The following is a 13,126-nucleotide window of genomic DNA, read 5'->3' as shown; positions in this document are numbered from 1 at the left end:
TCGGGGTTTAAGTGTCATCCACGCGGGCGCGGAAGGTCAGATCAATGCGGCGTGTATCGCCGCTTTGCACTTGTCGGGCACGGGCACGGGCGAACCGTAAAAACACCAATTCACCCCGGCTAAGCGACAGGTCAGCATCAACCAACGCATCCGAAATCGCCGCCGCTGCAAGTTTGGCATCCTCATAGCCCGCCGCCGTGGAAATCACTGAGACAGTGAAAACATGCAGCGCGCCGCCTCCGGTTTTGTCGGACCGGTCCCGAACGTCTTCGGCGCCTAGGGTCACATAGGTCTCGGGCAAGCTCCCGCTGGGCACCGCGTCATAGATCGCACTGCCCACCAGCGCGCCCAAAGGCGCATCCGCCACCAGTTTCTGATAGACCGCCGCCTGCAGCGCCGCTGTTGCGCCATAGCTCATGCCGCGCCCTCCTCTTGTGCGAAACAGGTCAGGTACTGGCCGCGCGCATCCTGCTCGGTCACCGCCAATATTTCGAACAATCGAGAGCCCTCGCGAAACCGTTGCCCCGCCTGCGGGCGGTAGCTTGCCCCCACGGGTGCGCCACGCACGGTGATGCGATAGGGCACGCGCGATAACGGAACCGTCTCGCCCGTGGTTTCACGCCCTGACCCCGGTTTTACCTGCGCATAAAGCGTGCCAAGCGCCACCCAACTGGTGTCATAGCCGCCCGCGCCATCGGCCACGTTCTGGGCTTCTTCCAGAACCAGCCGTCGGGTCAGCCTCGGGACCGCGCTCATGTCGCGGCTCCGCCCAGAATGCGCACCGTGCGCCAACGTTCCAACAGCGCAGACACGCCAAAGGGCATAGCCGAAGCGCCTGCTGAAGCCTCAGAGCGATGCTCGTAGTAATGCCCGGCCAACAAGAACACTGCCTGTGCCAGATCTTCGGGCACAGCATCCCAGGTTGCACCAAATCCCGCATCAAACGTGATTTCAGCCCGCCCGCCTAAAGCGATCCCCGGCAGGCAACTGCCCGCACTGGTAAGATGCGGACGGTGTGTGTCTTGGGTCAGGAAATACAGATCGGCAGAAATCACCTCACTGTTTTCTTCCCGATCCACGATCGCCACAGCATTCAGCGCGCTTACGGGCGCAACTGGCAAAGGCTGGCTGTCTCCGTCGCGCCACGCCGTCAGCGTCCACAGAAAAGAGCGCGTCAGCAATACTTTGCCCGTGCGTCCCTCCACAGCCGCAATGGCGGCCCGTAGCAAACTCTCCAGCAACGGATCTTCGGCCCCGTCATCGGCAAAGCCGGTGCCCAGCCGCAAATGCTCGCGAAACGCGCCAACCGGCAGCGCCCCGGACGACACGCTCGTCAGTTCGGTCAACATCATGTGGTATTCTCCGGTTGCTCCGCCAGACAAAACGGCGCGCGCCCCACGTTGCTCGGACGGAGGGAACAGCTAGACAACGACAGGGAAGGAACCCCGGCGCGCGCCATCAGGCGCCCCATCAGGGGCGCCCATCGCAATCTCGCGCCTTACGAGATCGCGAATTTCAGCAGCTTGATCGCGGCAAAGTCGCTTACGTCACCGCCCACTCGCTTGGTGGCATAGAACAGGACATGCGGCTTGGCCGAGAACGGATCACGCAGCACGCGCAGGTCGGGGCGCTCGGCCACGGTGTACCCGGCGCTGAAGTCACCAAAAGCAATCGCTGAGGCATCCGACGCAATGTCAGGCATGTCTTCCGCGATCAGCACCGGGAAGCCCAGAAGACGGGCCGGCTCACCAGCCGCCAGACCATCGGTCCACAGGAAGCGGCCATCGGCATCCTTCATCTTGCGCACGACACCAGCCGTTTTCGAGTTCATCACAAAGGTCGCGCCGGCGCGGTATTCAGCCCCCAGCGAGTAGACCAGATCAAGAATCGCATCCGATGGCGACGTGGCATCAAAGTCCCCGTCGGTGCCGGTGGCGATGTAGCCCAGAGCACCCCAGGTCCAGCTGTTCTCAGGCACCTGGGTGTGGGTCAGAATACCAGTCGGCTTGTCCAGACCATCGCCATTGATAAAGGCCGCAGCCTCGGCGCGGGCAAAACGATCCGCAATACGCGCTGCCAGCCAACCTTCAATGTCAAAGGCGCTGTCATCCAGCAGACGCTGGCTGGCCTTGGGCATCGCGCTCAGCTCGTGCAGCGGGATGGTGACGCGATCAATCTGTGGCGTGTCGGTTTCGGTCATGGTGCTGGTTTCCGACGCCCAGCCCGAGCCAAATTCGGTGTGGTCAACCAGCACGTCATATGAAGTCGCCTCGACGCTGACGACCTGCGCAATTGCACGGATCGACGCGGTCGACTGAAGCACACCCTTAATGGTCTCCGACGTCTGCGGATCGACCAGATAACCACCCTCGGCGGACACGGCAGTCGACAGGGCCTTTTCTTCCATTTGCAGGCCGCGCAGCGCGTCATCGTCGCCCGAACGCAGGTAAGCTGCGAAAGCTTTCTGGTGCGGTGCGTCGACCTCGGCAGCGGTCGAAAGGGCCGGACGGCCGGCGATAAGTGATTTGCGATCAAGCATGGTCATACGCTCTTCCTGTTTGTGAAGCTTTGTTTCAACATTGCCCTTGAATTCCTTGAATTCGTTCAGAAAACCTGAAAGGGCAGTACGCATCTGTTCGGCGGGCGCAGAGGCGTCCGCAGATTTAGTTTCAGTCTTGGTCATCGGTTTTCCCGTCTTGGTTCAGCCGGCATCCGCGCCGGACAGTGTTTGACGGGCCTGCTCGAACAGATCCGCCATCTCCCGCATCAAAGCCGCCTCGGGGGCATCCCCCGACTTGGCCCCAACACGCGCGTCGGGAAGCATCGGGAAGGTCACCAAGGACACCTCCCAAAGCTCCAGCTCCGACAACAGGCGCCGACCGCCTGTATCCTTTTGGGCCTTCTTGGTACGGTACCCGATCGACAGCCCGTCAATCGCGCCCGCTTCGATCAGCGCCGCAGCCTCACGCCCCCGCGCTACATCGGCCAACAGGCGGCCTTTGACATACAGGCCGCGCTCGTCCTCACGCACCTCGTCCCAAATCCCGATGGGCTGCGCCGGATCGTGCTGCCAAAGCATCTTGACCCGCCGCCCCGCTGCCTTCAGCGCCTTCAACGACTGGCCATAGGCGCCGGGCTGCACCACGTCGCCACCCTGATCGGTCTTGCCAAACAGGCTGGCATAGCCTTCAACCACGCAGCCGTCCTGCACCACCAGGGCGCTGTCGACCGCGCAGAACTTGCGCTCCAGCCCCATTTCCGTTTGATCCATCTGGTTTCCCCTTTTCACGGTGTGAAATTCAGCAACGAGGTCGCGCCCTGCGCCAGGATCACCGCGACCACGCCATAGACAGCCACCCACAGGCGTTTCTCGACCCGCTCCTGACTGGCTTCGATCCGGCTCAACCGGTACTCCAGCGCCGCCCAGCGCTCCTGCGCGACCCGCTCATTGGCATCGATCCGCGCGTTGGCCACTTCGAACGGCGCATACAGAAACTTCGAACCACTGCGCTCCGCCGCTGCACTCATGCGTCCTCCGCCAGTTTGGGCAGACCCAGCAGCGCGCGTTTTTCCGCATCGGTCAGGAAGTCCGCCCCCGCAACGCGCGACCATTGCGCCTCGCGCTCCTCCGACAGCGCGGGCACCTGATCCAGATCGGGCTTCAGCGCCACATGTTCACCCATATACAGGCTGACAAAATCGGCGATGGCGGCCGCGACCTTGGTGGCCAGCGGCAGCACGGTCAGGCGGTAGAACGCCCGGTTGGCCTCTTGGTAATTGGAATAGGTCGCATCGCCCGGAATGCCCAACAGCATCGGCGGCACCCCGAACGCCGTGGCGATCTCGCGCGCGGCGGCCTCTTTGGTCTTCTGGAACTCCATATCCGAGGGCGAAAAGCCCATCGGCTTCCAGTCCAACCCGCCTTCCAGCAACATCGGACGCCCGGCATTAGCTGCGCCCTGATGGTAACTGGCCATCTCGTCCTGAAGGCGCATGTATTGCTCTTCAGACATCGAGCCCTGCCCGTCCGTGCCGCGATAGACAATCGCGCCCGAGGGCCGCGCCGCATTGTCCAGCAACGACTTCGACCAACGCGAGGCCGAATTGTGCACATCAATCGCCGTCGCCGCCGCCTGCATCGGGCTCAACCCGTAATGGTCATCCTGCGGGTGGAAGGTCTTGATATGGCAAATCGGCGGCAGGCCGGTCGTCATATCGAACCGATGCTTGCGCCCGCCCACGGCGTATTCATAGGCCACCGGCCAACCATCCGCGCCGGGCACCAGGTTCATCCGGTCCGAGCGCAGCACATGCAGCTCACTGGGCGCGCCCATCTCGCCGCCCACAGCCTCGATGTAGCCATTGCCGCTCAGTAAAAGCTGACCATACAGCGCCTCAAACAACTCGGCCCGGCCCTGCGCCGCGTTGGGGCGGCGGATCAGGTCGATCAGTGGATGCTGCTCATACCGCCGCTCGCTGTCCTGACAGACCAAGGGCAATGCCGCCGCCGCCTCGGCGATCAGTTTGACCGCGCGAAACCCCACCGGGTTGCCGGCAAAGCCCGACTTGGTCAAAGACACCGTATCGCGCGGCGACCACACCACACGCCCCGATCCCTGCCAGGCAATCACCGGCCCCGTGGCCGAGGCCTTCTTTTCAGGCACCGCCGGTGCCGCGCGGCGAAACATATTGAATACCATCGTGTTTGTGCTCCTCGATCAGCCCGGCCGCCCTGCGGGCATGCCAAAAGAACGCGCCCCGTTCCTGGGGCCACGCATTTTGCGAAAATTCAGGTTTAGGTTAGAGGGTCCGCACCCGAGGCCTGCGCCAATGCGCCGCCGGTTCAATCATCAGCTCGTGGATCGCCCAGACCAGCGCATCCACCCGGTCCGGGCTACCCTTGCCCTGAAACCCCCGCGTCGTCATCTGACACATCTGGTCCTCCAGCGCGCCAAGGCCGCGCATATGCGCCACCCGCCCCTGCTCGTACAAAGCCGCCACAGGCTCGGCCCGCGCAGTTTTACCCTTAGACGCCCGCACCGATTTGTAGGGCACCAACGGGTCCACCTGCCGGATCACGCTTTCCACCATGTCCCCGCCCTGGTTGACCTCGGCCACCAAACGGTCGGCGCCGTGGCGCTCCATCGCGGCAATCGCGGCCCGCGCCCAGGTGGCGGGCGCGGCGGCTGAAACCGATGCATCTTCCAGCACCACAGCCTGCCATTGCTGCGGGTCCCCCTGAACCCGCGCGCCCACCACCAGGATCCCGCATTCGTCTGAATTACCACCGCCCGTCACCGGCGGGTCCACCGCCACGACGATCCGGTCCAGCGGCGGCACCTTATCCAACCGCTGCGCTTCCAACCCTTCCATCGACCACAGCGCGCCATCGACATCTGTCAACAACACCCCGTCCAGTTCCTGTCGGCCCAACCGGGTGCCCGCATAGCGCGTGCGCACCTCTTCCAGGAACGAGGCCGCCAGATAGGCCCGGTTCGCCTCGGTCGGGGCGTGTGTCATCACCGTCGACGGATTGTCCAAAATCGTTTTCAGCACCGGCACATTGCGCGGCGTGGTGGTGACGCATTGGCGCGGGCACGGCCCCAACCTGAGCCCGAACTGCAACATGTCCCAGGCTTCCTCGGCCCGCTTCCACTTGGCCAGCTCGTCCACCCAAGCCGCATCAAACTGCGGCCCACGCAGGCTTTCGGGTTCATGGGCCGAGAATATCTGCGCCACCGCCCCGTTGGGCCAAACCAGCCGCTTGCGGCTGGCCTCCCACTTGGGGCGCCGGTCGGGCGGCGAGCACGCCAGAATGCCACTCTCGCCGAACACCATCACCTCGCGGGCCTGATCCAAGGTCTCGCCAACCAAAGCCACCCGGCGCGACCGCCCCGGGTCCAGCGGGCGAGAGCCCTCAACCTCGGACCGCACCCACTCGGCCCCGGCGCGGGTTTTCCCCGCGCCACGACCACCCAGTATCACCCAGCTGCGCCATTCGCCCTCGGGGGGCATCTGATGCGGCAATGCCCAGAACTCGAACAGATAGGGCAACGCCAAAAGCGCCCCCTCACTCAACCCCGTCAGAAACGCTTCCTGTTCCTGCGGCGGTGCTGAGGCAAGCAAGACGGCGCCCGATCTCAGCTCTGGCCTGCTCGAAGTCGAGGGCGTAGTCGTGGACGGCGCCACTTTCATTTCTGATACGCTTTTCAACTTTGGCCCTTTCGTCAAAGGCGGTCTGAGTAGCCTTTCCAAGCTCACTCAGGGCGCTTTTCAGCTCTTTCGCGCGGGCCGACTGGCCCGCGTCCACGTCTTTTATCAATGTATTCAGCGCGTCGATGGCGCGCTGATAATGCTCTTCAGCAGCCACAAGCACCGCTTGTGCTGCGTCCTCACCCCCGATTGGAGAAATCATCGTCATAAGTGCGAAGCCCACCCCTCATGCTTTTCCGCACGAGAGAAACGAAAAAGCGGCACCGGGGTCACCCCCAGGCCGCTTGCCCATTTCTTCCAGCTTGACTGATTTATACTTTGGACCGTTCGAAAGGTCAAGAAGTTTAATGTTATCAGAGCGTTAACGGATCGTTACTTCGCCCTCAGACCCTGTTAACCGCCTATTGATTGGCCCGTTCGGCTTCGATTTTGCGCCACTCAGCCACGTTGCGGTTATGCTCGGCCAAGGTCTTGGCAAACGCATGCCCGCCTGTGCCATCCGCCACAAAGAATATGAAATCCGTGTTTGCCGGGTTCAGCGCCGCTTCGATCGAGGCACGCCCCGGGTTGGCAATCGGCGTAGGCGGCAGGGCATCAATCACATAAGTGTTGTAGGGCGTCTCGCGGCGCAGTTCAGACTGGCGCAACCCGCGGCCCAAACTGCCTTGCCCATTGGTAATCCCATAGATCACCGTCGGGTCCGTTTGCAGGCGAATACCCTGGTTCAAACGGTTGATGAACACGCTGGACACCTGTTCCCGCTCGCTGGAAACGCCGGTCTCTTTTTCAATGATCGAAGCCAGGATCAGCGCTTCTTGCTCATTTGCCAACGGCAGCCCCTCCGCCCGTGCGGGCCACAGCTCAGCAATCAGCTCAGCCTGTGCCAGCTCCATGCGGGCGATCAACTCGGCCCGATCAGCGCCACGGGTCAGCTCATAACTGTCGGGTGCCAAACTGCCCTCGGCGGGCAGGTTTGAAACCTCACCGGTCAGAAACTCGGCCGATTTCAACGCGTCAACGACCTGCCAGCTGGTCACGCCCTCAGCCAAAGTCACGCGGTAACGCACATCAGATTGCGCCGCGACCTCGGCATATTCTGCCGGGGCCTCTCCCTCAGCCGGGTCATGGGCCAGTACTTCAACATACCGGTTGGTCGCCGGGTCAAGCTCGCGCACCTGCAACTCCGCCGACAGAATCCCGATGCGATAGTTCACCTCGGTCCCGCAAGTCGACCGCCCAGAGGTTGTGATCTGATCCACGATCTGCTGCATAGAGCTGCCATCGGTGATCAGATAGCTGCCCGCCTTCAACTTGCTGGCCTTGTCTTCGTAATCCGCCCCCGCTAGGAAAATCCGACCGTTGGTAATGGCCCCCTGGTTGGCTAATTCATCCGACACACGGCGCATGTTGCTGCCGGTTTCCACCCGCAGGCAAATCGCCTGATCCAGCGGCCCGGCAGTGGTATATTGCCCCTTGCCCCACAAAATCACACCGCCACACAGCAGCAGTACAACGATCAGCAGGCTCAACGCATTCGAGGCAATACTGCGCCACATATCAGATCAGACCTTACCCATGATCAGCGAAGCGTTGGTCCCGCCAAAGCCGAACGAGTTGCTCAGAGCGATGTTGATTTCGCGGGGTTGGGCTTCATTGGCGGCCAGGCTAAGCGGGGTTTCCGCCGCCGGGGTGTCTAGGTTGATGGTGGGCGGGGCCACCTGATCCCGGATCGCAAGGATCGAGAAGATCGCCTCGATCGCGCCCGCAGCACCCAGCAGGTGACCGGTCGACGACTTGGTCGATGACATGGTCGCCTTACCCGCAGCATTGCCCAGCAGGCGCTCAACCGCGCCCAATTCGATGACATCCGCCATGGTCGAGGTCCCATGCGCATTGATGTAATCAATCGCATCCGGCTGCAAACCAGCGCGTTTCAAGGCGTTGCGCATGGCGCGTTCCCCGCCTTCGCCATTTTCTGACGGGGCGGTGATGTGATAGGCGTCGCCCGACAGACCATAGCCCAGAACTTCGGCATAGATCTTGGCACCGCGCGCCTTGGCGTGTTCGTACTCTTCCAGCACAACAACACCTGCGCCCTCGCCCATCACGAACCCATCGCGATCTTCGTCATAAGGGCGGCTGGCCGACTGAGGATCATCAGCGCGTTTGGTCGACAGCGCTTTGCAAGCGTTAAACCCGGCAATCCCGATTTCGCAGATCGCGGCTTCGGCCCCGCCTGCGATCATCACATCGGCGTCTTCCCACTGAATCAGACGGGCCGCATCGCCAATGGCATGGGCCCCGGTCGAGCAGGCCGTCACAACCGAATGGTTGGGGCCTTTGAAACCGTATTTGATGCTGACCTGACCCGAGATCAGGTTGATCAGCGAGCCGGGAATAAAGAAAGGCGATACACGGCGCGGGCCACGTTCTTTCAGCAACACAGCCGTATCGGCGATTGTGCCCAGCCCACCAATGCCCGAGCCAATCAGAACACCGGTGCGTTCCAGCGATTCTGTGTCTTCCGGCATCCAGCCTGAATCCTTGACCGCCTGTTCAGCAGCCGACATCGCATAAACGATAAAGTCATCGACCTTGCGCTGCTCTTTGGCAGGCATCCAGTCATCCGGGTTGAACGTGCCATCCGAGCCATCGCCGCGGGGCACTTCACAAGCATATTTCGTGGTCACAGCCGAAGCATCAAAGCGGGTGATCAGACCAGCGCCGGACTGTCCATCCAGAATACGCTTCCAGGACTCTTCAACCCCGCATGCAAGCGGTGACACCATCCCCAAACCGGTGACGACTACGCGACGCATGTTATGCTCCTTCTGCCTCGTATAATTGCCGCCCCTGATACCGTGGTTTCATGCTCAGGGGCAAGGAAAACAGCCATAGCGGCAGGATTCTGCCGCCTTGGCCGAAAATACAAAAAACGGCACCCTAAAGGGCACCGTTTTCCGCAAATTCAAACCTGATCAGGATCAGGAAGCTTCGGTGATGAATTTCACCGCGTCGCCGAAGGTCTGAATGGTTTCAGCAGCGTCATCAGGAATTTCGATGCCGAACTCTTCTTCGAAAGCCATAACCAGCTCAACCGTGTCCAGGCTGTCTGCGCCCAGGTCATCGATGAAAGATGCGTTTTCAGCAACTTTATCTTCTTCCACGCCCAGGTGCTCGACAACGATCTTCTTCACGCGATCTGCAATGTCGCTCATATCCGTTCCTCATAAGTCTCGGGCGTGTTGCCCGTTTCGGTAACTTGGCCCGCAAAACGAGCCACTCGAGAGCCAGCAGAAGCTCTGCCAGCGTTAAAATCTGCGCCGCTATAGCATATCGCAACCGTAAGGCAAACGCTTTCGGTCCGATACCGGCAACGATCAGACCATGTCCATGCCGCCATTGACGTGCAAGGTGGCACCATTAACGTAAGCCGCCTCTTCCGAAGCAAGATAGACCACCGCCGAGGCAATCTCTTCCGGGCTGCCCATACGGCCCGTGGGAATGACACCCAGAATACGATCTTTCTGGTCGTCGTTCAGCTTTTCGGTCATCGCGGTCTGGATGAAACCCGGCGCCACGCAGTTAACCGTCAACCCGCGTGAGGCAACCTCTTGCGCCAGCGATTTAGACAGGGCCACCAGACCCGCCTTTGCAGCGGTGTAATTGCCCTGCCCCGGATTCCCGGTGCGCCCGACAACCGAGGTAATATTGATGATCCGGCCCCAACGCGCCTTCATCATTCCGCGCAAGGCCGCTTTGGACAGCTGCATGGGAACGGTCAGGTTGACGCCCAGAACATCGTTCCATTCGTCTTCCTTCATCCGCATCATCAAATTGTCACGGGTGATTCCAGCATTGTTGACCAGAATGTCCAGGCTTCCCATGGCGGCAACGGCCTGTTTGGGCAGTTCGGCCAGCGCCTCTGCATCTCCAAGGTTGCACGGCAGGACATGGGCGCGTTCGCCCAGCTCATCCGCCAACGCCTGCAAAGGCTCTACCCGAGTGCCCGACAGGCCCACTGTTGCGCCTTGCGCATGCAACGCGCGGGCAATGGCCCCGCCAATGCCGCCCGAAGCGCCGGTGATCAGCGCCGCTTTTCCGGTCAGATCAAACATGAAAACCTCTTTGTCTCTATCAATTATGCCGCGTCGGCGATGCTTTGGGCCGCTGCGCGCACTTCGTCAGGATTGGTGATCGCTTTCATGCCCGCGCCCTTGTGAATACGACGGATCATGCCGCACAGAGCTTTGCCTGCGCCTAGTTCCCAGTAGGTATCAACACCTTGCTGTGCCATCCACTGGACCGATTCCCGCCAACGTACCGAATGGGTCACCTGATCCACCAACAACGAACGAATGGTCGCCGGCTGATCACAGGAATGCGCCAAAACATTGGCCACCAGCGGGACTTTGGGCTCGTTTATTTCGACATGGCTCAACGCCTCGGCCATGACATCGGCTGCGGGCTGCATTAGCGCGCAATGGAACGGCGCAGAAACCGGCAGCATGACGGCGCGGCGCGCGCCTGCTTCGCGGGCCAGTTCAACGGCGTGTTGCACCGCATCCGCATGGCCCGAGATTACAACCTGTGTCGGATCATTGTCATTGGCCGCCTGACAAACGCGCCCCAGATCAGCCGCAGCACGTTCAGCGACCTTGCGCGCGCCCTCCATGTCCAGCCCCAGCAAGGCCGCCATCGCGCCTTCGCCCACGGGCACTGCCGCCTGCATGGCCTGTCCACGGGTGCGCAGCAAACGGGCGGCATCGGCAATGCTTAGCGCGCCAGACGCGGCCAGCGCCGAATATTCGCCCAGCGAATGGCCCGCGACAAAAGCGGCCGTATCCATCGTGACGCCTTCGCTTTCCAAGGCGCGCATTGCCGCCAGCGAGGTTGCCATCAGCGCCGGTTGCGCATTTTGGGTCAGGGTCAGCTCGTCCAGCTCACCTTCCCAGATCAGGCTGCTCAACTTTTCGCCCAGCGCGTCATCCACCTCGTCGAAAACCGCTTTGGACGCAGCGTATTCATCAGCCAGAGCCTTGCCCATACCAATGACCTGGGCGCCCTGCCCTGGGAAAACGAATGCTGTGCTCATGTGATGCCCCCTCGCTGAGTGTTCCGGGTTCTGTAACTATGATAGCCGCGCCATACAAGGGATTTACGCGCCGTCACCCGGCTTTAATCCGGTCCAGAAAGTCCAGTGCGCACCGGTCTTCGACCTCCTCGGCTTCGATGCGATCCACCGCGCGACGAATGCGGGCGGTGTGGCGTTCGGCAGCTGTGGTCTGAATCGGGCCATTGGCGATTTTGGCCAGCACATCCTCTTCAGAGCGGCTGTAATAGTGGTTCAGCTGGATGTGGTCGGTCGCGTAAAAATCCCGCCCGGTGCGATCCTTGATTGCAAACTCCTCGCCGCGGTCATTCCAGGTGATTGCCTTGCCGTCCACTTCATAACTGTGCACCTTCAACGCCGTCACGCGGCACGGGTCTACGATTGTTTTGAAGTTGGTTACACCGCGCACACCGCTCATCGGATCAGCCACCCGGCGGGTATAACTTTGCACCGTTCCCTGCTTGGGGCGTTTTTCATGCCCGTTGCGCCCGAAATTGTGCCAAGGCAACGAGATCTGACCGCAATGCTCAAGATGCGCCAAGGCTTCAGACAGGCTGTCCGCCTGCTTGGGCACCAAAAACTCATCGGCATCAATGCAGGCCATCCACCTAAACCGGCCGCCGAAATTGGCCAGCGCATGGCCATAGCCCAGCAGCTGATTGTGCAACTCTTGCCCGGTGTCGCCACTGTAAAGACGCTGCTGCCATGGGAACAGGCTCAGCCGGTCCCCCAGCACGTCCTGCAAGATCGCCACCGTTTCATCTGTGCTGCCATCATCGTAGCAAATCACGTGATCAATGCCCGCTGCCAGATGAAACCGCGCCCATTCCTCTATGTTCAGAGCCTCGTTGCGCACCATCAAAACGGCCGCAACGCCCGCGCGCCCACTTTGGGGGGCAACCGGAGAAATCCGCATTTTGCTCAGAAGTTTGGGGGGGAACATTCGGCGCAGCATCTAAAAAACCTCCTTGGGCCATGGATGTATAGCTGCGCGTCCGTGCCATGGCCACCAATGAAAAGCCCCACCCGAAACCGGATGGGGCCGTGTCCGGTGGAACCGAACAGAGGGAAATCTAATTTACGATGCAGCGCCCGCAGGCAGAAGGCGGCGTCCGACCCGATCCCAGCCCGGCATCTTGGTCTTCACTGGACGCAGAACCTGGTTCAAACGATCATACAGCACCTTCATTGTCGCTTCGCTGCCCGAGGCCACATACACCACCTTGTTGGACCCTTTCAGCCGGACATGAAGTTGGCACAAATCGTTTTTGGTCGACCCACGCTTGATATACGCTGAAGCGATGTCCGAGAACGGCACTTTGCTTTGCACCCGGAATTTGCCACGACGGTTGCATACGCCGCGCCGCAGGCAGCCTTTGACAACGTCGATCTGTACCTCACTGCCCATCCCCCGGTCTGAAATCCAGAGAAACAGCAATGCCGGCATCGCCATCGTCAGGCTAGACGCCAATCGCAGCGGCACATCTACCGGCATCGGAACCGAGGCATTCACCTGCGGAAACAGCCAACTGCCGCAAGCCGCGACCAGACAGGCAAGCCCCGCCACGGCGCAAACGCGCTCGATCAGGACCGATCGGTTGCTCCATTGCGTATCGGAGCTGATGACAAACCCCCAGTTCGTCTCACAAACACTGACCCAAGGCCCGACAGCCCCGGCACTACTCGCACCGTACCCTTTGTATGTAGAATGCGCAGTCATGGCGCTCTCTCCTCGGTATGGTTTCCTAAACCCTGCCGTGTAAATGGGGTCGAAATGCGACACGTACGGGTTGTTTTTCA

At 61.1% G+C, this 13,126-nt stretch carries 16 protein-coding genes; all 16 read right to left on the bottom strand.

The features are described 5' to 3' along the window. Positions 1-7: 7 nt before the first annotated feature. The 16 genes from ATO10_RS02070 to ATO10_RS01995 all read right to left on the bottom strand — a co-directional run bounded on the left by ATO10_RS02070 (position 8) and on the right by ATO10_RS01995 (position 13,046). The gene (locus ATO10_RS02070) at positions 8-418 is read right to left on the bottom strand and encodes a DUF3168 domain-containing protein (RefSeq protein ID WP_035247344.1); all 411 of its coding nucleotides are present in this window, start codon (positions 416-418) and stop codon (positions 8-10) included. After that, positions 415-756: a head-tail adaptor protein gene (locus ATO10_RS02065; protein ID WP_035247341.1), complete on the bottom strand. Its 342-nt coding sequence runs from the start codon at positions 754-756 to the stop codon at positions 415-417. Before ATO10_RS02065 ends, ATO10_RS02070 begins: the two co-directional genes overlap by 4 nt. Continuing rightward, on the bottom strand, positions 753-1,352 hold the full coding sequence (locus ATO10_RS02060) for a head-tail connector protein (RefSeq protein ID WP_035247338.1): 600 nt from the start codon (positions 1,350-1,352) through the stop codon (positions 753-755). The genes ATO10_RS02065 and ATO10_RS02060 overlap by 4 nt, the downstream gene beginning before the upstream one ends. A gap of 146 nt (positions 1,353-1,498) precedes the next feature. Continuing rightward, positions 1,499-2,683 carry a phage major capsid protein gene (locus ATO10_RS02055; RefSeq protein ID WP_035247335.1) on the bottom strand — a complete coding sequence of 395 codons (1,185 nt, stop codon included), beginning with the start codon at positions 2,681-2,683 and terminating at the stop codon, positions 1,499-1,501. 18 nt (positions 2,684-2,701) lie between these two features. After that, positions 2,702-3,256 (bottom strand): HK97 family phage prohead protease, encoded by a 555-nt coding sequence (locus tag ATO10_RS02050; RefSeq protein WP_035248283.1) that lies wholly within the window; start codon positions 3,254-3,256, stop codon positions 2,702-2,704. A gap of 29 nt (positions 3,257-3,285) precedes the next feature. Next, entirely contained in the window at positions 3,286-3,528 is a 243-nt protein-coding gene (locus ATO10_RS02045) for a GTA head formation protein, RCAP_rcc01685 family (protein ID WP_035247333.1), read from the bottom strand. After that, positions 3,525-4,700, bottom strand: a complete 1,176-nt coding sequence (locus ATO10_RS02040; RefSeq protein WP_035247330.1) for a phage portal protein — start codon at positions 4,698-4,700, stop codon at positions 3,525-3,527. Before ATO10_RS02040 ends, ATO10_RS02045 begins: the two co-directional genes overlap by 4 nt. 100 nt (positions 4,701-4,800) lie before the next feature. Beyond that, positions 4,801-6,144: a DNA-packaging protein gene (locus ATO10_RS02035; protein WP_051597928.1), complete on the bottom strand. Its 1,344-nt coding sequence runs from the start codon at positions 6,142-6,144 to the stop codon at positions 4,801-4,803. Further along, on the bottom strand, positions 6,071-6,421 hold the full coding sequence (locus tag ATO10_RS16565) for a hypothetical protein (protein WP_035247325.1): 351 nt from the start codon (positions 6,419-6,421) through the stop codon (positions 6,071-6,073). The genes ATO10_RS02035 and ATO10_RS16565 overlap by 74 nt, the downstream gene beginning before the upstream one ends. A gap of 193 nt (positions 6,422-6,614) precedes the next feature. Next, positions 6,615-7,769, bottom strand: coding sequence for an endolytic transglycosylase MltG (mltG, locus tag ATO10_RS02025; RefSeq protein WP_035247323.1), 1,155 nt, complete (start codon positions 7,767-7,769; stop codon positions 6,615-6,617). A 6-nt stretch (positions 7,770-7,775) separates the two neighbouring features. Continuing rightward, on the bottom strand, positions 7,776-9,032 hold the full coding sequence (fabF, locus tag ATO10_RS02020; protein ID WP_035247321.1) for a beta-ketoacyl-ACP synthase II: 1,257 nt from the start codon (positions 9,030-9,032) through the stop codon (positions 7,776-7,778). 165 nt (positions 9,033-9,197) lie between these two features. Next, positions 9,198-9,431 (bottom strand): acyl carrier protein, encoded by a 234-nt coding sequence (locus ATO10_RS02015; RefSeq protein ID WP_035247318.1) that lies wholly within the window; start codon positions 9,429-9,431, stop codon positions 9,198-9,200. 162 nt (positions 9,432-9,593) lie between these two features. Next, positions 9,594-10,331 carry a 3-oxoacyl-[acyl-carrier-protein] reductase gene (fabG, locus tag ATO10_RS02010; RefSeq protein ID WP_035247317.1) on the bottom strand — a complete coding sequence of 246 codons (738 nt, stop codon included), beginning with the start codon at positions 10,329-10,331 and terminating at the stop codon, positions 9,594-9,596. Positions 10,332-10,354: 23 nt separating this feature from the next. After that, the gene (gene fabD, locus ATO10_RS02005) at positions 10,355-11,308 is read right to left on the bottom strand and encodes an ACP S-malonyltransferase (protein WP_035247313.1); all 954 of its coding nucleotides are present in this window, start codon (positions 11,306-11,308) and stop codon (positions 10,355-10,357) included. 73 nt (positions 11,309-11,381) lie between these two features. Next, positions 11,382-12,281: a glycosyltransferase family 92 protein gene (locus ATO10_RS02000; protein WP_051597889.1), complete on the bottom strand. Its 900-nt coding sequence runs from the start codon at positions 12,279-12,281 to the stop codon at positions 11,382-11,384. 123 nt (positions 12,282-12,404) lie between these two features. After that, positions 12,405-13,046, bottom strand: a complete 642-nt coding sequence (locus ATO10_RS01995) for a hypothetical protein (RefSeq protein WP_155886672.1) — start codon at positions 13,044-13,046, stop codon at positions 12,405-12,407. Between the last annotated feature and the right edge of the window lie 80 nt (positions 13,047-13,126).

Origin of the sequence: Actibacterium atlanticum (assembly GCF_000671395.1) — a bacterium.
Taxonomy (GTDB): Bacteria; Pseudomonadota; Alphaproteobacteria; order Rhodobacterales; family Rhodobacteraceae; genus Actibacterium_D; species Actibacterium_D atlanticum.
The sequence above is the reverse complement of the archived record's forward strand: the minus strand, read 5'-3'. Positions and strand labels throughout refer to the sequence as shown.